This window comes from Segatella oulorum F0390 (genome assembly GCF_000224615.1).
Taxonomy (GTDB): domain Bacteria; phylum Bacteroidota; class Bacteroidia; order Bacteroidales; family Bacteroidaceae; genus Prevotella; species Prevotella oulorum.
Window position 1 is genome coordinate 1389339 of record NZ_JH114215.1, and the last position, 20347, is coordinate 1409685.

18 protein-coding genes, 1 tRNA gene and 1 pseudogene are annotated in these 20347 nt (G+C 44.5%); 4 read left to right on the forward strand and 16 right to left on the reverse strand.

Annotation, left to right across the window (positions count from 1 at the left end):
- Window positions 1-25 precede the first annotated feature (25 nt).
- The 9 genes from HMPREF9431_RS05970 to HMPREF9431_RS06010 form a co-directional block, all read right to left on the reverse strand.
- Window positions 26-1462 carry a tetratricopeptide repeat protein gene (locus tag HMPREF9431_RS05970; RefSeq protein ID WP_004380283.1) on the reverse strand — a complete coding sequence of 479 codons (1437 nt, stop codon included), beginning with the start codon at window positions 1460-1462 and terminating at the stop codon, window positions 26-28.
- Window positions 1463-1547: 85 nt separating this feature from the next.
- Window positions 1548-2507, reverse strand: a complete 960-nt coding sequence (locus HMPREF9431_RS05975) for a PstS family phosphate ABC transporter substrate-binding protein (RefSeq protein ID WP_004380284.1) — start codon at window positions 2505-2507, stop codon at window positions 1548-1550.
- 4 nt (window positions 2508-2511) lie between these two features.
- Window positions 2512-3360 (reverse strand): energy transducer TonB, encoded by an 849-nt coding sequence (locus HMPREF9431_RS05980; protein ID WP_004380285.1) that lies wholly within the window; start codon window positions 3358-3360, stop codon window positions 2512-2514.
- Between the two features lie 39 nt (window positions 3361-3399).
- Window positions 3400-4056: an ExbD/TolR family protein gene (locus HMPREF9431_RS05985; RefSeq protein ID WP_004380286.1), complete on the reverse strand. Its 657-nt coding sequence runs from the start codon at window positions 4054-4056 to the stop codon at window positions 3400-3402.
- A 3-nt stretch (window positions 4057-4059) separates the two neighbouring features.
- The gene (locus HMPREF9431_RS05990) at window positions 4060-4701 is read right to left on the reverse strand and encodes an ExbD/TolR family protein (protein ID WP_004380287.1); all 642 of its coding nucleotides are present in this window, start codon (window positions 4699-4701) and stop codon (window positions 4060-4062) included.
- A gap of 31 nt (window positions 4702-4732) precedes the next feature.
- Window positions 4733-5566 (reverse strand): MotA/TolQ/ExbB proton channel family protein, encoded by an 834-nt coding sequence (locus HMPREF9431_RS05995; protein ID WP_004380288.1) that lies wholly within the window; start codon window positions 5564-5566, stop codon window positions 4733-4735.
- 215 nt (window positions 5567-5781) lie between these two features.
- Window positions 5782-6975, reverse strand: coding sequence for a pyridoxal phosphate-dependent aminotransferase (locus HMPREF9431_RS06000; protein WP_040560932.1), 1194 nt, complete (start codon window positions 6973-6975; stop codon window positions 5782-5784).
- Window positions 6976-7145: 170 nt separating this feature from the next.
- Window positions 7146-8360: a bifunctional 3,4-dihydroxy-2-butanone-4-phosphate synthase/GTP cyclohydrolase II gene (locus HMPREF9431_RS06005; RefSeq protein ID WP_004380290.1), complete on the reverse strand. Its 1215-nt coding sequence runs from the start codon at window positions 8358-8360 to the stop codon at window positions 7146-7148.
- An 86-nt stretch (window positions 8361-8446) separates the two neighbouring features.
- Entirely contained in the window at window positions 8447-10351 is a 1905-nt protein-coding gene (locus HMPREF9431_RS06010) for an LptF/LptG family permease (protein ID WP_040560934.1), read from the reverse strand.
- 566 nt (window positions 10352-10917) lie between these two features.
- On the opposite strand from HMPREF9431_RS06010, the gene HMPREF9431_RS06015 reads away from it, so the two are divergent.
- From HMPREF9431_RS06015 to HMPREF9431_RS06030, 4 genes are all read left to right on the forward strand, one after another.
- Window positions 10918-10991 (forward strand) — tRNA-Met (locus HMPREF9431_RS06015).
- Between the two features lie 373 nt (window positions 10992-11364).
- Window positions 11365-12432, forward strand: a complete 1068-nt coding sequence (locus HMPREF9431_RS06020; RefSeq protein WP_004380293.1) for a DUF1848 domain-containing protein — start codon at window positions 11365-11367, stop codon at window positions 12430-12432.
- Between the two features lie 2 nt (window positions 12433-12434).
- On the forward strand, window positions 12435-15086 hold the full coding sequence (locus HMPREF9431_RS06025; RefSeq protein ID WP_004380294.1) for a UvrD-helicase domain-containing protein: 2652 nt from the start codon (window positions 12435-12437) through the stop codon (window positions 15084-15086).
- Window positions 15083-15430, forward strand: coding sequence for a tellurite resistance TerB family protein (locus tag HMPREF9431_RS06030; RefSeq protein WP_004380295.1), 348 nt, complete (start codon window positions 15083-15085; stop codon window positions 15428-15430). The genes HMPREF9431_RS06025 and HMPREF9431_RS06030 overlap by 4 nt, the downstream gene beginning before the upstream one ends.
- A gap of 95 nt (window positions 15431-15525) precedes the next feature.
- Here HMPREF9431_RS06030 and HMPREF9431_RS13485 read toward each other — a convergent pair whose 3' ends face one another.
- From HMPREF9431_RS13485 to HMPREF9431_RS06060, 7 genes and pseudogenes are all read right to left on the reverse strand, one after another.
- Entirely contained in the window at window positions 15526-16050 is a 525-nt protein-coding gene (locus tag HMPREF9431_RS13485) for a hypothetical protein (protein WP_004380296.1), read from the reverse strand.
- Window positions 16032-16196, reverse strand: a complete 165-nt coding sequence (locus HMPREF9431_RS13490) for a hypothetical protein (RefSeq protein ID WP_231287727.1) — start codon at window positions 16194-16196, stop codon at window positions 16032-16034. The genes HMPREF9431_RS13485 and HMPREF9431_RS13490 overlap by 19 nt, the downstream gene beginning before the upstream one ends.
- A gap of 25 nt (window positions 16197-16221) precedes the next feature.
- Window positions 16222-16935 carry a hypothetical protein gene (locus tag HMPREF9431_RS13495; protein ID WP_004380297.1) on the reverse strand — a complete coding sequence of 238 codons (714 nt, stop codon included), beginning with the start codon at window positions 16933-16935 and terminating at the stop codon, window positions 16222-16224.
- Between the two features lie 265 nt (window positions 16936-17200).
- The gene (locus tag HMPREF9431_RS06045; RefSeq protein WP_040560935.1) at window positions 17201-17920 is read right to left on the reverse strand and encodes a DUF6371 domain-containing protein; all 720 of its coding nucleotides are present in this window, start codon (window positions 17918-17920) and stop codon (window positions 17201-17203) included.
- Between the two features lie 27 nt (window positions 17921-17947).
- Window positions 17948-18928, reverse strand: a pseudogene (locus tag HMPREF9431_RS06050) (AAA family ATPase).
- A gap of 1 nt (window position 18929) precedes the next feature.
- Entirely contained in the window at window positions 18930-19226 is a 297-nt protein-coding gene (locus HMPREF9431_RS06055) for a helix-turn-helix domain-containing protein (RefSeq protein ID WP_004380301.1), read from the reverse strand.
- Window positions 19227-19416: 190 nt separating this feature from the next.
- A complete protein-coding gene (locus HMPREF9431_RS06060) occupies window positions 19417-20340 on the reverse strand; it encodes a DUF6043 family protein (protein WP_004380302.1) in 924 nt (307 codons plus the stop codon).
- Between the last annotated feature and the right edge of the window lie 7 nt (window positions 20341-20347).

Here is a 20347-nt window from a genome sequence, read left to right on the forward strand (position 1 = left end):
CAAATTTTACAGTACCTCTTTACCTTTATTGCTGCTGCTCACTGGCAGCAGGAGTATCTAATCCGAGCGCAGCACGCGCATTTTTATCGTTGGGATCGAGCTTGATGAGCTGCTCGTAATAGGGCTTAGCCGTCTCGAGATCGTTCTTCGTCACCCAATAATAATAGCCCAAATTGGCCAAAGCCGATTTGAAAGTGGCGTCATCATCGGCCTGACGATCGGTCTTGGCAGAGAGCAACTCGACTGCCTTTTTGAAGAACTCGGCGCCCCTTTCGTCGTCAGCCGCCTTGGAAGCCTGCATGCCGGCCATGTTATAAACCCACGCAGCAATGCTCGGCCATTTGGCAGCCATCTGCTCATAAATGCCGTAAGCCTTGTCTAAGCTGGCCTGCTTCGTGGCACCTCCCTTCTCAGCCTTCTGCGCATAGATGTTGGCCAAACGCGCATAGTCGGAAGGTGTGGAGTTCTGATTGTTGGCCATATACTTCTCGGTATATTCCAAAGCCTTGTCCTCCTGCCCCATTTCGGTGTAGGTGTCGGCAATATACTGATAGGGTTTGAAATCGGTTTTGTTCAGTTCAAACGCCTTCTCATACTGTGCGATAGCGGCTTCATATTGTTTTTGTCCCTTCAAAGCCAAACCATAATAAATGTAGTCGCGCGAACTCTTCTCCACAGAATCGGTGCTCAACACCACCTTGGCATAGCCATCGGCCTCGTCAAATTTCTGCAAATCAACGGCGCTCCACAAGGCAACACGGTCGAAAGTGATGTCCTTGGGAAACTTTTGAACACCCAATTTCGACACCTCCAAGGCACTTTCCTTGTGGTTGCTCATATAGGCCGAAACGGCATAGCCTACGAGATAGAACTCGGCGAGGTTGGCCTTGTCGGTCTTTGCAAAATATTCGTAAGCCTTTTCGTAATTGCCTGCCAGATAGAAATTGTTGCCAGCCTCGGCATCAATGGGGAAATCGGGACAGTTTTGCTTCAGCATATTCAACGCGCGCTCGCTCTCTTCGGGGCTGCGTTTGCGATAAACATTGGCGTAACGCATGTAACCTTGTGGATTCTTGGGATCCATCGTCATCGACTGCTCATACCACATGGCGGCATTTCCACCATCGTCTTTCATCGCAGCCACGTCGCCTAAAAGGATGTAGGCATCGCCATAGTTCTTGTTCTTGGCCAACACGTCATTCGCAATATTGGTTGCTTCGTCAAACTGCTTGTTGAGCAATAACAACTCGCCCAAAGCAACCAATGCCTTTGGGTCTTTCTTGAAAGTCTTCTGATAGTCTTTCGTTAAGTTCTTCAATGCCTTAGCATCCATGTTCGCATTGCTTTTCAACGCCTGCTCAATGGGCTGCAACATCACTGAATAACTACTCGTCTGTGCCATTGCGGGCATCGACAAACTCATCGATAATAAGCCCACGGCCATATACCTTGTTATCTTCATAGTCATAATTCTTTTTTGTTCAACAAAACTCTCCAATCAAACGCTATATAGAAAAGTGGCTAAAAAGGGAGAGGCTCCTAACCGATTATTTCTTGATATTGACTGACTTTATTGTGATATCACCTCTGTAAGGCAACAAACCCGTTTTGAAAAGAATCAACTGCCCCTTGGGACTGGTGATGAATGTTGCAAACGTCCACGGCAAAGCACGCATCGGGTCGACCACATTGGCATATAACGTGCGCACAAAGGGATAACGACCATCTAACAGATAAGCCTGATAGGGTTTCCAACTATTCTCGGGCGTAGCCTTATCCTTAATGGATACAGACATGACATGAATATTCTTTTTAAATGTGGTATTGGTGGTATCGCGTCGGTCGTTCAACCAATTCGAACCAATAATACCGATTGCATTGACGTTCTTATCCACATAATCTATCACCGCCTTACTGTTCTTTGCCGCAACGATATTGCTGGCCGTGAGTGGCTTTCCACCCATAATCGAGTCGATAACATAATGCAAGGTGGCTGAAGCTTTATTGTCGAAAACAACCTCAATGTCCCCACGTTTCGAGTGAGGATAAACATCACTCCAATGCTTTGCCTGCCCGGATAGCACACGTTTCACATCGTTCACCGTAATACACGTGTCGGAATTATTGCGATTAACGATAAAAGCCAAACCGTCATACCCAATCATAAAAACCTCGGGAACAAGATTCTTCGTTTTGAAATAGGCTATCTCGCTTGGAGTAAGTCCTCGCGAAGTGAAAAACAAACAGGTCTTGAGGTCTTGCAACATCTTGAAGCCCGTAATATCATCCGCATAAATAGGCTTCAGATGTGCTTCAGGAAATTGAAACTCAAACTGCTGACGTTCTTCCTCAATGAAAGGACTAAAACTTTCGTCAGAGACGAATGTGATCGTCCCTGACGTTGGAGTATCCGTCCTATTGTTCTTTGTGCCCTTGTTCCAACAGGACGTTAAGAGCACAAAAGATGACAATAGTCCGAGTAGAATATAAGAATGTTTCTTATTCATTTAATTATTGTTGCAATTTGAACACGACGGGAACATTAAACTTCACGCGAACAGCAGAACCATTCTGCTTTCCCGGTGTCCAGCGAGGCATGCTGCTTACAACGCGAGCTGCTTCCTTATCCAAAGATGGATCGACGGAACGTGCTACCTTAACATCGGTGATAGAGCCATCACGCTCTACAACGAATGAAATGGTTACACGACCTTGAATACCATTTTCTTGTGCTACAACAGGATACTTTACATGAGAATTCAAGTACTGAATCAATGCCCCTTGTCCACCAGGGAACGAAGGCATCACTTCTACGACGTCGAATACTTTCTGTGTAACCTCTTCTTTTGGTGCTGGAGGAGGCGTAGCAACAGCGATGTCATTACGCACAGCTTCAATCGTACGGTCCTTTGCACCCTCATGGGTTTCAGTACCTACTGCAATCTTCGCATCCAATTGGTCCATCTGCTTCATTTGGTTGGTCTCTTTTACGAGCTCATCCTTCTTGATGACAGGTGCAACGAATTTCTGCGTTTCGCGCGCAACAGGAATCTCTTTCTTTGGCTCAACCTTTGGCTTCACCTGTTCCTGTTTCTTCTTCTCTTGCTTCTTAGCCTCCTGCTGAAGTTGTGCCAACTGCATCGCTTCCATGTAGGCTTGCTGCTGTTCGGCATTCTTCTGTTCAATCACTTTCCATGCAAGAAAACCACCAACGAGTGCTGCAGCAATAATCAAGATAACAAGTGCCTTGATGTTACGACCAGAAGTTCCCTTACGAAGCTTATATGCACCGTAGCCTTGGTTCTTACCGGCAAACACCAAATCGACCCATTTGGGATCGTATAAATCTATTTTTGCCATTTGTTTCTTTCTTTTTAAATTGTTTCTTTACTTCATCGACTACTGCTTAACAGCACGCAGCTTCAACAAATGTAAGTCGTCGCTGTTGAGCTTGTCAATAACGTAAGTACCAATACTTAAAATCTGCATTTCGTCAAGTGCATCCACCATATTCTTATAAGAAGCGTTGTCTGTGGGCTTAATAATGATGGTCAAAGTTGGAATCTTTCCATCTTTCAGCTCACCGGCTTTCAACTTACTTAACTCTTTCTGGTAGATTGAGTCGGGATACATCTGAGGGTTCTCAGCCTTCTTTGCATTCAACTCTTTCACTGCAAGTTCAATACGTGTCACAGGTTTAATACCCGTTGCTGTGGCATGATTTCTCAGCACCTTGCGAATACCATCGTTACCCCATATTGTTTCCTTCAACCATGCAGGATTATTATATTGAGGTTCACCCTCACCATAATAAATCTTGTTGTCGGCTGCAACATAGATTGTGATAGCTTCTGAAGCTTTTGCCTCTGTTTGTTGATCTTTTTGAACATTATCATTACTCGGCATGGTAAGCTCCATCGTCTGAGGTTTACTGAGAGATGTTGCCAACATGAAGAACGTAATCAACAACATGAGCATATCTACCATCGGCGTAAAGTCCACGCGAGCGTTAGACTTCTTCTGTTTGCTTCCGCCTTGTTCTACTATTTCTGCCATTGATTAGTCCTCCTGTTTTTTAAGCTGAGTGATCATATAGTAATGGCTTTCGTCCATATCCTGGAGCTCACTCATTACACGTTTCACTGTCTTATACGGTGTACTTGCATCTGCCTTCAAAGCAATCTTAATATCATCGTCTACTGTACGAGCAGCATTTACCCATTGCTGGAACTCGCTCATACCCCCTTTAATACTATCCAAAGGAATACCCTTCAATGGAAGAGTCTTCATACGAATATTAAGAGGTGCAGACAGATAGCTGCTTAAATCACTCATTGGAACACCAAATTGATCTTCAGCCTTGAATGCTTTGGTTTGTGCAGGATTCAAACTCACTCCGAAACTTTCAGTCATCTTGTCGAGAACCTGTACCATTTCTTCTGGATTATCCATACTCATGAATACCTGTCCCTCGCCAGTTGGCTTTCCTGATGCATCTTTTTCAGGATTGACAAAAATCGTCAGAACGCCCTTTTCCGGAACCTTAATCTCGGAAACCGACCCTGGCGTGTTTACTTTCACAGGCTCATTCTTTACAAAAGTAGAGGTGAGCATGAAGAAAGTGAGCAGCAAGGTCATCACGTCTGACATAGGCGTCATATCAATCCATACATCACTTTTCTTAATTTTTACTTTACCCATAGCGATAAAATTTTAAAGGGTTAGCAAAAAATTAAGCCTCGTCTGCGTGGTTAGCTTCGTATGTCTGAGCGATTGAGTAACCTACTTCGTCGAGTGCGTATGTCAACTTATCAACCTTATTGGTGAAATAGTTGTAAGAAATAACGGCGCACCATGATGTTAAAATACCGAATGCTGTATTGATCAAAGCCTCAGAAATACCTGCAGAAAGTGCAGTTGAGTCTACGTTACCCGAAGACAAAGCTGAGAACGACTTGATCATACCCGTTACAGTACCAAGAAGACCTGTCAATGTACCCAACGTTACGATGGTTGCAATAATAGGAAGGTTCATGGTCAAGGTAGGCATTTCAAGCTGAGTAGCCTCTTCGTGTGCCTGCTGAATCTTTGAAACTTTTTGAGACTTCTTCAAGTTTGCGTTTGCACCAGACTCCATACTCTTATATGCATTCAAAGAAGCATATACTACGTTTGCTACAGAACCCTTCTGCTTGTCGCACAACTGACGTGCCTTATCAAAGTCGTTTGCATTCAATGCAGCTTTGATGTTCAGAACGAACTTTGGCAAAGAACCCGTACCGAAAGCGGTCTTCATAGCCAAAACACGCTCAATAGTCATTGCCAACACGGTTAACAACAAAGAGTGGATCACTGGAACGATGAAACCACCTTTAAAGATAGTTCCCCAAACGTCTGCAGGATGACCATCAAGGTTACCGCCTTGGAAGTGCATGGGGTTAGCAAACCAAGTGTAGAACAATGTAAAAGCGATTGCAGCGCAAACGACGATAATCCAGAATGCGCCTCTAACTCCCTGAAAGCCTTGACCCTTCTTAGGGTTGGCTGCTTGTTGTGTAGTTGCCATAATTTGAAAAATTTAATCTTTTGTTAGTATAATAATATTAATAATTTTTCCACATTTAATTTTTTAGTTGTGTCTGACAAGGGAATATAACAGCCCCTTTTTACCTCGCAAAGATAGCAATTTATGCATAACTACTACGCTAATTAAGAAGTTTTAACGAGCATTCTATTCAAAAACAGCCCTTTCTGTAACAATTTCTTAGCAGCGTATCGTTCTTAATGCAATTTCATTAATGCAGCTGCTATCCTTCGAATCGCTTCTGTAATCTGCGTTTCACTCATAGCATAACTCAATCTGAAGCAAGCCGGATGGCCAAATGCATCGCCAGAAACGGTCGCCACATGGGCCTGTTCCAACAAATATAATGCAAAATCTGTGGCATTCTTAATCACCCGTTTCCCATCACTTTTTCCAAAGAAAGCGCTACACTTCGGGAACACATAAAAAGCTCCATCGGGCTTATTCACTTCCAATCCTGGAATTTTCCGCAACAGATCAACGATTAAATCACGGCGCTTTTCAAAGGCCTTACGCATCTCTTCCACACATTCCTGCCCCATAGTATAAGCCGCTTCGGCAGCCTTTTGGCTCACCGAACAAGCCCCACTGGTATATTGTCCTTGCAATTTATTACACCCTTTCACAATCCATTCGGGCGCTGCAATATAGCCAATGCGCCAACCGGTCATGGCATAGGCCTTCGAAACACCATTCACCACAATCGTGCGTTCACGCATTCCTTTCACTGTAGCGATGCTGGCATGATGCCCTATATAATTAATGTGTTCATAGATTTCGTCAGAAACCACATACAAATCTTCGTGCCGAAGCACCACTTCCGCCAAGGCTTCCAACTCTTCCTGAGTATACACACTCCCCGTAGGATTGCAAGGTGAGCACAAAATCAACATGCGTGTTTTCGGCGTAATCGCAGCCTCCAACTGCTCAGGGGTCATCTTAAAACCATGTTCAAACTCGGTCTCAACCAACACAGGCACACCATCTGCGAGCTTCACTATTTGTGGATAGCTCACCCAATAAGGCGAAGGGATAATCACTTCATCGTCCGCATTCACCAAAGCCATTACCACATTGCACACACTCTGCTTTGCACCATTGCTCACCAGCACCTCATCTACATGATAATCCAAGCCGTTTTCACGCTTCAACTTATCAACGATAGCCTGCCGAAGCGAAAGATAGCCCGGCACCGGAGAATACTTTGAATAGTTTTCGGCAATAGCTTGTGCGGCAGCCGCCTTGATATGTTCGGGTGTATTAAAATCAGGTTCCCCTACACTCATATTGATAACATCAATCCCTTGCGCCTTCATTTCACTGCTTTTCTGCGACATCGCAAGCGTTGCTGAGGGTGCAAGACGATTTAAACGATCCGATAAATGTGCCATAGCTTTATCCGTTAGGTTATATATCTGCGCACAAAAGTAATGATTTTCTCCATGCCTGCGAAGAATATACATCACTTTTTTTTCAATTCTTCAGGTTTTCAGACACAGACAACCTTCTAAAAACATTGAATGTGGAAATCTTTTAGCCTTCCACATTCAATCCCTACACGTCAAATCTTGATATGAAGCTCATGCCCCATGCGATCACGTTTGGTCTCTAAATATTTGCGATCATAAGGATTGGGCGTGATTTCAATCGGCACATTTTCTACAATTTCCAAGCCATAAGCCTCCAACCCCACACGTTTCGTGGGATTATTGGTCATCAAGCGCATTTTGCTCACACCCAAATGCCGCAACATCTGTGCCCCACAACCATAGTCACGTTCATCGGGTTTAAAGCCTAAATGCACATTAGCATCCACCGTATCGTAGCCTTGTTCCTGCAACTTATAAGCAGCCATCTTATTCATGAGTCCTATTCCACGCCCTTCTTGCTGCATATAGATAACCACACCTTGCCCTTCTTGCTCAATCATTTCTAATGATTTGTGCAACTGTTCGCCGCAATCGCAACGCTTGCTGCCCAAGATGTCGCCCGTTGCACACGACGAATGCACGCGCACCAACACAGCATCTCCAGGCTTCCATTCACCTTTAATAACGGCCATGTGCTCGGCACCATTGCTTTTCTGACGGAAAGGAACCAAACGGAAATGCCCGTAAATGGTGGGAAGATCCACCTCTTCGCCCACCTCAATCGTCGATTCTTTCTTTAAACGATAGGCAATAAGGTCCTTAATTGTGATGATTTTCAGCCCCCATGCCTTCGCCTTCTCTATCAACTGTGGCATGCGCGCCATCGTTCCGTCCTCGTTCATAATCTCCATCAAGGCACCAACGGGATAAAGTCCCGCTAATTTACACAAGTCAACGGTGGCTTCTGTGTGCCCACTACGACGCAATACACCGTTATCCTGCGCATACAAGGGATTGATATGCCCCGGCCGTCCAAAGGTTTGAGGGGTAGAAGCAGGATCAGCTAAAGCCCGAATGGTCGCCGCTCTGTCATGGGTCGACACCCCCGTTGTGCAACCTTCCAACTTATCTACCGTGATGGTGAAGGGCGTTCCCAACATCGAAGTGTTATCGGCCACCTGATGGGGCAAGTCCAACTCTTCAGCTCTTGAGAGCGTTACCGGCGCACAAAGCACACCTCTTGCATGCTTCAACATGAAGTTCACGTCGTCGGGCGTTATCTTTTCGGCCGCAATAATCAAATCTCCTTCGTTCTCACGATCTTCATCATCCACCACAATAACAAACTTTCCTTGGCGGAAATCGTCAAGTGCGGCTTCAATATTACTTAATTTAAAATCCTCCATATAATTTTTCTTTTGTTGCAATTTATCTATTCGCCACAGCCACACATTCTCCTTTTACACCTTATTATATATAGGAGCCTTGCACGCTATGCCGGAAAATTCTTTTTAATCAGCGTCACAATACCATGGTTGGTCTGCTCTATCGTTCGCAAATCTCGCCACAAACGCATTCTAAACATCCACATTCTCAAATAAAAAAACACGCCTAAGGGCAAAACAATTCCCGAAACCATATTGAGCCATCTGCGTTCAAAAGGCCGCGTATGTGCCTTTGTTGCTAACACAGGATAGTTGTTCAACGCCTTGATGATATAGGTGTTACGCGTGTTCGACAAATCGGCAATCACCTGCTCCAACCGCTCACTTAGCTGCTCCACGGCATGGTCTGCACGATACTTAAAGAACACTTTCACCGGATTGGGCAAGTGCTGCAAATGGTGCACCGCCACATAAGTGCGGACATCTTCATTCATCGTTTGCAGCAACTTCACATCTTCTTCGTAATGTGGTTCATCAATAATCACCTCCTTGGCAAACACGTGTCGTTTCACACGCAAGCCTAAAAGTTTTTGGAAGAACTCCCGATAGGCGTCAAAATTAAACACCATTGAGTCGTTCGAAGCCTTGTAAGTCACAAAGACTGCCAACGGAGTGAGCACGGCAGGCGCTAAAGATTTGCCAAACCACACGGTCCAAATGCCACCACGTGCCATGCGATAGCCCGTATTCTCGAGCACGTAATACACGATAAACACCAACACCGAGACAATCACAGGAATGCCCAATCCGCCCTTTCTAATAATAGCTCCCAACGGCGCTCCGATGAAAAAGAAGATCAAACACGACAGCGCTACGGAGAATTTGCTTATCATTTCAATCTCATGTTGGCGTATCAACAAATCACCATCACTCGTGAGCATGCTCTTAAAATCTAAGTCCGAGATGGCACTTTGCACCCTCGATTGCGCCATACTCACCACCTGTTGCTGCTGCGCCAACGGCAAATGCGCAAAGGTTGAGTCGATATTAAACCGCGCATTGTAGGCCGCTTTCACCGCCTGCAGCGAGTCTTTCCTATCAATGGGCGGCGCATAGTACAGCGAGCGTTGCGCATCTTTGTAATATTGTTGCCCTATGCTGTCATACGTATGCTTCAGCGAATCCATGTCATGTGACAACTGTGCAAGTCCCTTTCCACGCGCATTATTGGCCAATCCTGCGGCATCGGTCATGTTAAAATCACCATCAAAATCCAACAGTATACGCTTTGCCGTAAACGTTTCACGCCGATAAGGCACCGCCGTATTATTGCCAAAGGCATCATTTTGCATGTTCTCAAACCATTCGCCACTCCACAAACTCAACTGCAAATGCTTCTTGTCGGCCGTTGATTGCAACATACCCGAGTCGGCTAAGATAATCGCTTGATCTTCGTAACTGCCCGTCATGCGATAAATCATGATGCCATAAAGTTTACCCGTCTCCAAGTCCTTATGCTGCACATACAGATTACTGTTGGGAATACCATCATAGAAAACGCCTTCAGGAATTTCCAATTCAGGACTTTTTTGCTTCATCGAAATCAGTAATTGTGCCAGCTTGTTGTTGGCCTCCGGACCGATATTGTTTTGAAAAACAAATGATATGCCACTGATAACTATCGAGATAACGATGAGCGATCGAAACGACTGCATCAAGGAAATGCCGGCAGCTTTGATGGCTGTAAGCTCACTGCTCTCGCCCAAATTACCAAAGGTGATGAGCGAAGAAAGCAAGATGGCCAACGGCAACGCTTGCGGAACCAACATCAAACCCATATACCAAAAGAACTGTGCCATGATTTCCATCGACAATCCTTTACCGATTAAATCGTCGATATAACGCCAAAGGAATTGCATCATCAGCACAAACTGGCAGATGAAGAAAGTGCCCAAAAAGAGCAAACCAAATTGCTTGGCTATGAATATATCTAATTTTTTAATCCGAATCATGAAAACATTCCTCTGCGAAAAGCAACGCAAGCGCCCTTTCCCGTGTTGCAAATTTAGCATAAAAAAGTGAAACAGCCTGTGTTTTTGGCTTTTTTATGAAACACAGAGCGCATACTCCAAACAGGCCATCGCATCCCTTGCTGCATCAAAAAGATGCTCTTCGCAACCCAAAAGCACTTTTCCTCCGCCTTCTTTTCACCACCCACGTTCCTCTTTCCACTATCCCCCGCCCCGCTATCTCTGACACCTGTCCGACACGCTATTCAGCCGTTGCAAAGTAAAACCGTGCATTTTACGTCGCAATATGCACCATTTCATCGCATGATTCCGCATAGATTATCCACTAATCTCTATGCGTTTGCAAAAAGGTACACCCCACAACACCTGCATGGCGCATTCCTTTTATTCTCCCATCCATGTAAATCATGCAACAATCGCAGACTGAACGGGAAACAGATGATGACCCTATAGCATAAAAACTCAAAATAAAAATCACATGAAAATTTTGCATATCCAAAACTTTATACTACCTTTGCACCCGCAATTAGGCAAAACCTAAATGTGATGGCGGGATAGCTCAGCTGGTTAGAGCGTCGGATTCATAATCCGGAGGTCGTGGGTTCGGGTCCCACCCCCGCTACAAAGATTAAAATCTTATAAATAAAGGAGTTACAAAATCACTCGTAGTTCCTTTGTTTCGTTAATAATCCATACTGTGAACTTTTGACGAACTTTCTAAAAGCAGAGTTATGTTAAGAAATCTAGTGAAATATAAAAGTATTGTCTATAACTACAGAAGGCCATTACAGGAACTTATGGCCCCTTATTTTGTTATCCATCAAAAAAGTGAAGATACCCACTTGCAGCTCTATTCAAGAAACGTTCAAAAACTTTTTCTCAAATGGAGCTGAGAAACAGAAAGAAGGTCTTATTGCAATATAGAAGAACCTGAAGCTGATTTTAATAACTTCACAGGTTAACATGATTATTCTGACGATTTAATATTTTAAGCTATGGCAACTTGGCAACATAAAGATATAATTATTGATGGACAGACAGTGAAAGCACAGGCCCCCGTCATCGTTTCAGCAAGCAGAAGCACCGATATACCAGCTTTCTATTCCGATTGGTTCTTCGACCGCCTGAAGCAAGGCTACTCAGCATGGATGAATCCTTTTAACGGGGTAAAGTCGTATGTGTCATATGAACAAACGCGCTTCATAGTTTTCTGGTCCAAAAACCCTCGACCGCTTCTACCTTATCTCGATGTTCTGAAGGAGAGAAATATAAAATGCTACATCCAGTACTCGTTGAACGACTATGAACAGGAACACTTGGAGAAAGTTCCGCCATTAGCCACTCGCATAGAAACATTCAAACTGCTTGTCCATGAACTAGGGGTAGGCAGCGTAGTGTGGCGCTTCGACCCCTTGATTTTAACCGACAACATATCAGTGGATGACCTTTTGTACAAGGTACAGAATGTTGGTAATCAGTTAAAAGGCTACACCGAGAAGTTTGTTTTCTCGTATGCCGATATTGGGACATACCGAAAAGTGAAGAAAAACCTCGAAAGAAGCGGCATACTCTACAGGGAATGGGTAACACCACAAATGGAAGAGTTTGCAGCTAAGTTATCGGAGTTAAACCGTAAGCTTGGGTGGAACTATCAGCTCGCTACGTGCAGCGAGAAGATAGATATAGAGAAATATGGTATCGCACACAACCGCTGCATCGACGGAGACTTGATAACACGGTTGGCGTGGCAGGATAAGGTCTTAATGGACTTTATGAAGGTAAAAATTCTTCCTATGCCTACCCTATCGCTATTTGATGACAGCCCTCCTCTTCCGGAGGGAGCCATTGCGCTGCCTAACAACCAATATTTTCTGAGCGCACACAAGAAAGACTCCGGTCAGCGGGCTTTCTGTGGCTGTATGGCAGCAAAGGATATTGGCGAGTATAACACTTGTCCGCATCTCTGTGAGTATTGCTATGCCAATACTACCAAGCAACTTGCAATAGCAAACTGGAAGCGGCATCAGGAAAACAGAAACGCAGATACCATTACAGGAAAATAGCCATGACAAATTACAAGGACGATATTGCAAAGTCAGCGTGTAGCACCATATATGACATCATTGACCGATGCCACGAATATTTGCCAACACAATGGAAGACGCGACCGTGGACACACCCGGAACTGAACCACGGTGTAGATCTGCTTGCGAGCGAAGAAGCCCTAAACTGCTATATGTCGGCTTATGGTGAAATGCACTCTGTAAAGTGCAGGGCAGCCATGATGAACTTTCCTTTCGACAAACTCAAGGGAAGTATTGAAATTGTAGACTGGGGCTGCGGACAAGGCATCGGCTCAGGCACTATTGTTGATATACTGAAACAGCATCAGCTGCTGAACTGGGTTAAACGGATTACGCTTGTTGAACCGTCGCCGAATGCTATGCAGCGGGCAGAGTGTAACCTAATGAAAATAGTGCAAGGAAACATTGAGATTGTGCCCATCAACCAGTTTATGCCAGCTACGGAAACATCCGACAACACACTGAATTCCATAGGCTATACCTATACAAATGTAATACATATTTTTTCCAACATCCTTGATGTAGCTACCATTGATTTAGCCCGCGTGGCCAAAATGGTAGCCTCCTCACACGGGCAACATTATATAATATGCATCGGACCAAAGAACGCCGCTGCTTACAGAATTGAGCAGTTTTGTTCAGCGTTTGGTGACCAACAATATTTCAGCTGCATCGACAGTGCTCGGTTTGATCGCACCAAACGAACAGGACACTCATTTACCTGCATAACACGTTGCTTTGCCTATAACGGAGCACCGTTAGACTTTGGTAAAATGGCAAGCATTTCTAGTTCTGCCGAAAAAGTGTTTAACGACTATGATTTGCAGTTACAAATTCAGAATAAAATACTTACACCGCAAAAGGCAAGAGTGGCTTACCGTCTGCAAAGCATATTGGCGATAGATGATATATTATATATAAGTCCTGTGGTTAATGAAGCGACTGTTGATTTTATTATTGTACGCCCGAATACAGGTGTACTTTTAGTAAATGTATTCGAAGAATCCTTAGAAGAATGCCAGTTGTCGGCTGATGGAAAAGAGATTCTATGCTCCAGCCAAACATACCAGTCGCCTATCGACTTGATTAGCTTGTGCCAAAACAGCATTAAAGACGGGATAGAGGAACTGCTGATTAGTACCATTGAGGATAAACGCAATTTCTCATTAATCAAAAAAATCGTAGTTTTTACCGAAAACAACAAACAGGAAGTCTGTAATTTTTTTCATACAGATAGTGGACAGAAAAATTACACCCATCTGTATGGTAGCGAGCTTATAAATGATAGGCAAACCTGCCGAAACCTTTTCCAAGATATTGGATTAACACACCACAACCACTATTTTGACGATTGCGTGAAACGCAAGCTGGCTTCCATCATCTCACCATCATGGCACTCTTACCAAGAGGGGCGAAATGGTTTAGAGCCCAAGGGAGCACAGAGAGAGCTTGTTAAGAGCGTTGATACGCAGCAAAAGATTAGCGGCGTTGCAGGTGCAGGAAAAACCTATGTACTTGCACAAAGAGCTGTGAACGCCATGAAGCGCACCGGCGGCGATGTGCTGATACTTACATACAATATCACTTTGACAAACTACCTGAAGTTCCGACTTTCTGAACTACGGGAGGATTTCTCTTGGAACAAGGTCGATATTTACCACTATCATCAGTTCTTTAGAATACAATCATCTGAATATAAACTGCACGTTTCGTTCGGTTCTTATGATGACTTACATCATTTTGAGAAAGTAGAGATAAAGAAACATTATGCCGCCATCTTTGTAGATGAAGTGCAGGACTATACAACAGAATGGCTGAGAATCGTCATGCAGAATTTTCTTGTGCCAGGCGGAGAATTCGTTGTATTTGGCGATCCAAAACAGAACGTATATCACAGACCGCTCGATTCTAATGGCGACATAAGGCTAGGTATCATTGGTGGTCAATGGAATAGGCAACTGAGCAACAGCCACCGCTTTACTAACCCACGTTTGGCGAAACTCGCAATGGCTTTTCAATCAACTTACATGTTAAACATACCTAAGGATGATATACAAACAGAAGAGACTATGGGGAATACACTGAATTTCAAAATCGTTTCTTATAGTGACATAAGAAATAATTTTTCGTTAGAAAAACTTATTTCAACAATCACTCAGTACATACGCAACGATGGTAAAGAGGTCAAAAATTTCGTTGTTCTGGCACCAACGATACAGCTTCTGCGAAACGTGGACAAATTCTACAGACAAGCTACGGGTAATAAAACGGAAGTCACTTTTGTCAACAGCGAAAATTACGAACGCTTGAAATCTATTCATAATGTTACCGATATAAGTAATGCAAATTGGCAATTTAAGAGAGATTACGAAGCACTTGAGCGATCAAGAAAGCTGCAATTTACAACTGATAAGCGGTGCCTGAAACTATCAACAGTACAAAGTTTTAAAGGATGGGAGTCTCCTGCAGTGATACTGATATTGGAAGATGAAAGTACTATCGCTGGAGGTACATTCAACCCAGCTACACCTGAGACAATCTACACGGCAATAACACGTGCAAGGGAAAACCTATACATTATTAGTATAGGAAACACTATTTATGATGATTTTTTTAGAGAACAAGCAATATGATACAGTTTACAACCTACGAAAAATATGCCATTGTCAGTGTGCTAACACAAATAATGAATGCCGATGGTATTGTTGATCCAAAGGAAGAGGAGTTTATGGATAATTTCTTTGCAGAGCAAGACATAAAAATTGCAGATTTAGAGAATTGTCGTTCAATGGATGAACTCATTTCACAGCAAATAGTTATGCAGATGTCAGTAGAAAAATTAAAATATGTACACAGCCTATTTCTGTCAATGGCAGAAGTTGATGGCTACTTACACCCCAAAGAACAAGCGATAATAAATCGACTTATAAAAATGGCCAAAATGACTAAGGGAATTAGTCCATACTATTCATTATAGAATCATTTAGTAGACTTTATCTTGATTTGAATGCGTTAAATATGATACCCTTGCATAATTCCTCTTATGCGGAGTACCATTATTTCATAACCTATCTATCTTCTAAATCTTTGTTTATTTCTTAATTCCTCTTGCTGCTTCTGTTTTTCCTTGTACCAATCAAAGTTATTAACCACATTTTTAATTTCCGCCTTTCCTTTCTGATGCTCAAACAAACTAAGAAAGGGACGGGTGAGGAGGGCCAGAATCGTGGCACCATTACGCCTGTCACTTGACTCTTCTGAAAGATATTCGTTGAGAGCTGCAGCCTGGAGGAAGGTAAAGTGCTGCAATTTAGTGTCATGGGCAAAGCCGATAACGGCATTAATGGCATTTTGGCAAATAATCGTGAATCCTCGCAGGAAATCTGTTAGTCCAGCCCTCATTGTAGCGATAATGTTATCACGTTGCTGCAACTCTTGCTTGAGGTCAACCTCCCGATTCTTCGATTGTGTGAGCAACCCTTTGTAGATGCGCTCTTGCTTATTACATTCTTCCAACCAGAAGACTGCACGTTCTCGCTCCTTGGCTATCCCCTCTTTATAGGTAATGGTTAAGGTTTCTACTTGTTGAGCGACCACTTGCGGAATTGCAGCAACTTTTCTTCATTTTCTGTTTCCAACTGGGCATACCTGCCTTTCCCTGCAATATGAGCCAAACCGGAAAGAATGGCACTGCCATTTTCCCGATTGACTTTCTCCTGTTTCTTGTGGATTTCCTTATCCAACTTTTCACAGGCGAGAACTTTCTACTCATTCTCCTTTGTCAGCCTCTCTGCTTGTTTTTTTGCTTTCATCTAACTCCTGCTTCTGTTTGGCCACGATATAGTCATTCCGTTCAAGATGTTGCTTGCCCGTCTCCAACTTGGAAACACCGCGCTCCATTTCCAACGCCTCGGCTGCCATGTCCTGCATGAGGCTGATGTCTTCGTTGTCCAGCTTGTAGGACTTGCCCGTCTCATGGTTCATCCAGTCCCAGATAACATGGGCGTGATAGTTAGGCTTCCATGTAGATGTGTCATTCGGATCAAGACAATGCCCCTCGTCACGATGGAGGTGTAACTGTATGGCCGTAATGCCGAAACGCTGTCGGCAAAGGTCGGCGAAATGTTGCAACTGCTCCATGGTGGTGTCTGCCTTGCACACCACGACGCCCTCACGCAAAGGAGTACAACCGGCTATCTTGGTTACCTTGCCCGTCTTCTTGTTGATTCGCTCCCGTTCCTTGATCTGCATAGCCCTGCCCGTCTTTTCCTTCACCATTCTGCCAATGGCATCGTAATACTGCCGCAAGGTCATATCGCCTTGCAGTTCCGATGTCCACGATTGGTTCTCAGGTATCAGGTCTTTCCTGATATAAAGCTTCTCTGCATTGATGTGGTCGAGATATGCCTTTGTCCGTTGGTTGTGTGCCTCACTTTGCCCGATATTACAGGGCTTGATGTGTACCGATGTCATTTGTGTCATAACAAAAGGGAATTAAATGATTGTTGGTTTTTCTTTTCATAAAGTTCTTAGGGGGGCTCCCTAAGCGGAGAGTCCAGAGAGAGGGTCACGCTCTGGTCAGGGGTCTTGGGGGCAGATGCCACCGAGTGGAGGGTGCAGGGGGAGAGTCATCCCCGCCGGTTCTCCAAGGCTGGCCTTGGGCCCACAACTACGAAAGCGCAGCGGGTAGTTATAGTGGGCTATAACAAGGGCAGAGCCCTGTTCGTTTGCCCCAACCCTTCAGCGACTATGGACTTCCACGGCATTTGATTTTATCAATTAGGTATTCGTTGATGTCACGCTGCGTGAATCCGCTGTCCACTTTGAACTGACCTCCAAATTGCTCGTTCCAACAATCACAGCTGATATCATCAGGGAAAAGAACCACTCTCTTGCCAGCCAGTTTACTCATCATACCATTGGTGAGATTGCAGCCCTCGCCAACCGGCAGCCAGTCAACGGACGGTTCCGCCAGCGTACCCAGTAAGGCCGTCTTTTCCTCCTGCACAATGGCGACAGGTTTGCTTGAAAGCAGATGCTCGCCAAAGAACACCTCATCATCCGTATAATAGTCGAAGCAATACCAGCTATAAAGATGCTCCACTAAGGACTCTTTTTGCAGGATTGCTCCACTCTCAGTATCAAAGTACTGCACACTTCCTCCTACAACCTTGTTGTTCCGGTTAATCCGAGGCAGCACCGTGCCATAATGTCCGTTCACAAGTTTGGTAACGGCTCCCAGATGAAATCTCATAATTAAACTATCAATAGCCGACAATATCTTGGAATCATAACCAGCCATCTTATCCAGATAATCCGTAAGAGAAGAATAATGGCATCCTATATCCTGCTTGGGTATCTCTATCAACATCCGATCATTGGGCGCAGCCTTAGTCGCCGATATTCTCTTCAAGTCCTGATTTCCCATTTTTGCTATGCGTTTTATGCAGTTTATGCACTTATGCATATTGCATAAACTGCATAAAGTGAATAATCAACGGTTCAAGAGCCTTGACACCTTGCTTTGGGTGATACCGCATTCCCTGGCTATGTCCTGCTGCTTCATGCCCTGCGAGGACAATTCCCTGACCCTTGATTTCAGTTCCTCACGACCGCTGGTACCTGTTGTTTCCAGATGGGCGACCTCCGTGTCATATCCACGAAAGGTAAAGCAAAGATTGCCGTCCTTGTTCTTGGCTCGCTCATACAGAGCCACATTGTCGGCATCGAGCACAACTTCACCGTTGCGCCACTTGCACTGCTTCACATAGACCAACGACTTGTCACGGACTGACTGCCCCAGTCCCACGGCATCGTCTATCAACTGGTTGAGTTTGGCGGAGCCTTGTATGGCCGACAGGGAAAGAGGGACTGAACCGGAGAACATCTTGGGAACATGGTTGAGGACGACCAGCGTCCAGTTATACTTCCGTTTCAAGGCGTTCAGCGATGCTATGAGCGAGCCCGCGTCAGAGCTTTTGTCGAGCGACTGGCTGAGGGCGGTAATGTTGTCGATGAACACCACTTCCGCAAGATTCGCCACGGCTGCTTTTTCTATTCCCTTCAATACATCATCAACGAGATTGTCTCTGTCCATCTCTGCACGGAAGAAGGTAGGAGGGTAGTCCGGAACCTCGTACCGCAGGGCCAGCTGACGCAGTGTCATCTCAAAGTCGGCATAGAGCACGCGCTTCCCCTGTGCGGCAATATCCCTTGCCATCTGCATGGCGAAGATGGTTTTACCGACACCTGACTATCCGAAGATGATGCAAAGATCACCTTCGAGGACAATGTTCAGATAGAGAACCACAAGAGGCGGCAAAGATTTGGCCGCCTTCAAGCAGTCGTTCATGGATGCCACATGAAAGCCACCCGCATCAATGGCATCCTGTTCCTGCAACTGCTGAAAAGAGGAAATAATATAATCCACCTCTGGCGGTTTGGGGATATTCTTACTAAGTTCTGCCATAGCCATACTACCTGCTTACAGAATCAGAAGAAAGTCCATTTGCTATCAGTGCATCCACTTCCTGCTTAGAATACAGGTTGCGTCTGCCAATCTTATGGACATGGATGTCGCCACGCTTCTCCATGCGCCACAATGTGGTATAGGTGATGTGCAAACGGGCGCACAGCTCGTCGCGGGTGTAATACTTGGTGGATTCTGCCGGAGTGGATTCCTTCAGAAGATTCTTGCCTACCATTGTCTCTAATACTTCTGCAATGGCCTCCTTGAGGTCTTCCTTTTGCAGCATGATGAAATTTCCTTGCATGTCTCTTGGTTTTAAAAGTTTGCTGCAAAAGTATCATGGAATTACATGGCATTATGCCCATATAGGTACCACATGGTAACTATATGGGTATGGGCGCATTTCCTCCTATGGAACGGAATACTTGTATAGTAAGAGGAATGAATGAAAAAGCCTATGCAAGGCTGACTTACACGGCTATGGGTTTCTTCTTTTAGCGGAATATAGATTCCACGATTTCATGGTCAATAGGCAGCTTGCCCGTCTTGTTGGTATAGGTGTTCTTGTAATTGGCCAGTCCGGAAACACCGAATAGGGTTTCAAAAGGCTTCCAATATGTTTTCTTCTTGCCGTCCTGCTCCGCTTTGGATAGCTTCAAATGTTCACAGGCACAATCAGCGAAATAGGCCAACAAGGAGTTTGTCTTTTGCCAGTGATATTCATTATCACATAACCTCAACAAAATTGCTTTGTCAAGAATCTGTCTGGCAGCTTCTGTTTGAAGTTCGGCTGGCAGGGGAACAGGTTTGTTCTCGATATCACCTTTGTCATTGGGTGTAATCGCCAAGCCAAGAATCAGTCGAGCTTCTTCCGTCTGGAGTTCGGTTGGGATGGGATTTGGCTTATTTTCAATTTCACATTCATCATCGAGTGTAATCTCCAAGCCAAAGAATCGATTCCAATCATCCTGAGTCTTGATGCCATTTCGCATACTGGTCTCAACTAATTGCTGCTGTAAATCGGAATAGGCGTTCTTCTCTAATCGTTCACGGGCTTCATCAGTCTTGACGATGATTTTTGAGACAATCGTTTCGTACAGATTGCCACAAAATAGCCAGTATCTTAATGTATTCTTTATCCTGTTTGGACAAAGAAAATTTATGTTCCCCTCACTGAGTAGAAATACTATCGCTGTTACAATGGTATCACCAACTCTCGTGTAATTGTTGGAAAACAGAATGGGGAAGTCCCTCTGACTCACAATATGTTCCAGTTTCAATGATTTGGCAGTATAAGCATAGAGGTGCATTACCGCTTCAAACGACTGCTTCTTCAAATCGTTGATGATGCGGTCTGCAGTGATTTTGTTGTTTTGATACCAAGCTAATACCGAAGCTTTTTCTATACTATTTTTCACCGCTACT

What these genes read in the sequence shown, in the direction of transcription:
- HMPREF9431_RS05970 (WP_004380283.1), bottom strand. Translation starts at nt 1,462, where the DNA reads ATGAAGATAACAAGGTATATGGCCGTGGGCTTATTATCGATGAGTTTG.
- HMPREF9431_RS05975 (WP_004380284.1), bottom strand. Translation starts at nt 2,507, where the DNA reads ATGAATAAGAAACATTCTTATATTCTACTCGGACTATTGTCATCTTTT.
- HMPREF9431_RS05980 (WP_004380285.1), bottom strand. Translation starts at nt 3,360, where the DNA reads ATGGCAAAAATAGATTTATACGATCCCAAATGGGTCGATTTGGTGTTT.
- HMPREF9431_RS05985 (WP_004380286.1), bottom strand. Translation starts at nt 4,056, where the DNA reads ATGGCAGAAATAGTAGAACAAGGCGGAAGCAAACAGAAGAAGTCTAAC.
- HMPREF9431_RS05990 (WP_004380287.1), bottom strand. Translation starts at nt 4,701, where the DNA reads ATGGGTAAAGTAAAAATTAAGAAAAGTGATGTATGGATTGATATGACG.
- HMPREF9431_RS05995 (WP_004380288.1), bottom strand. Translation starts at nt 5,566, where the DNA reads ATGGCAACTACACAACAAGCAGCCAACCCTAAGAAGGGTCAAGGCTTT.
- HMPREF9431_RS06000 (WP_040560932.1), bottom strand. Translation starts at nt 6,975, where the DNA reads ATGGCACATTTATCGGATCGTTTAAATCGTCTTGCACCCTCAGCAACG.
- HMPREF9431_RS06005 (WP_004380290.1), bottom strand. Translation starts at nt 8,360, where the DNA reads ATGGAGGATTTTAAATTAAGTAATATTGAAGCCGCACTTGACGATTTC.
- HMPREF9431_RS06010 (WP_040560934.1), bottom strand. Translation starts at nt 10,351, where the DNA reads ATGATTCGGATTAAAAAATTAGATATATTCATAGCCAAGCAATTTGGT.
- HMPREF9431_RS06020 (WP_004380293.1), top strand. Translation starts at nt 11,365, where the DNA reads ATGGCAACTTGGCAACATAAAGATATAATTATTGATGGACAGACAGTG.
- HMPREF9431_RS06025 (WP_004380294.1), top strand. Translation starts at nt 12,435, where the DNA reads ATGACAAATTACAAGGACGATATTGCAAAGTCAGCGTGTAGCACCATA.
- HMPREF9431_RS06030 (WP_004380295.1), top strand. Translation starts at nt 15,083, where the DNA reads ATGATACAGTTTACAACCTACGAAAAATATGCCATTGTCAGTGTGCTA.
- HMPREF9431_RS13495 (WP_004380297.1), bottom strand. Translation starts at nt 16,935, where the DNA reads ATGACACAAATGACATCGGTACACATCAAGCCCTGTAATATCGGGCAA.
- HMPREF9431_RS06045 (WP_040560935.1), bottom strand. Translation starts at nt 17,920, where the DNA reads ATGCATAAGTGCATAAACTGCATAAAACGCATAGCAAAAATGGGAAAT.
- HMPREF9431_RS06055 (WP_004380301.1), bottom strand. Translation starts at nt 19,226, where the DNA reads ATGCAAGGAAATTTCATCATGCTGCAAAAGGAAGACCTCAAGGAGGCC.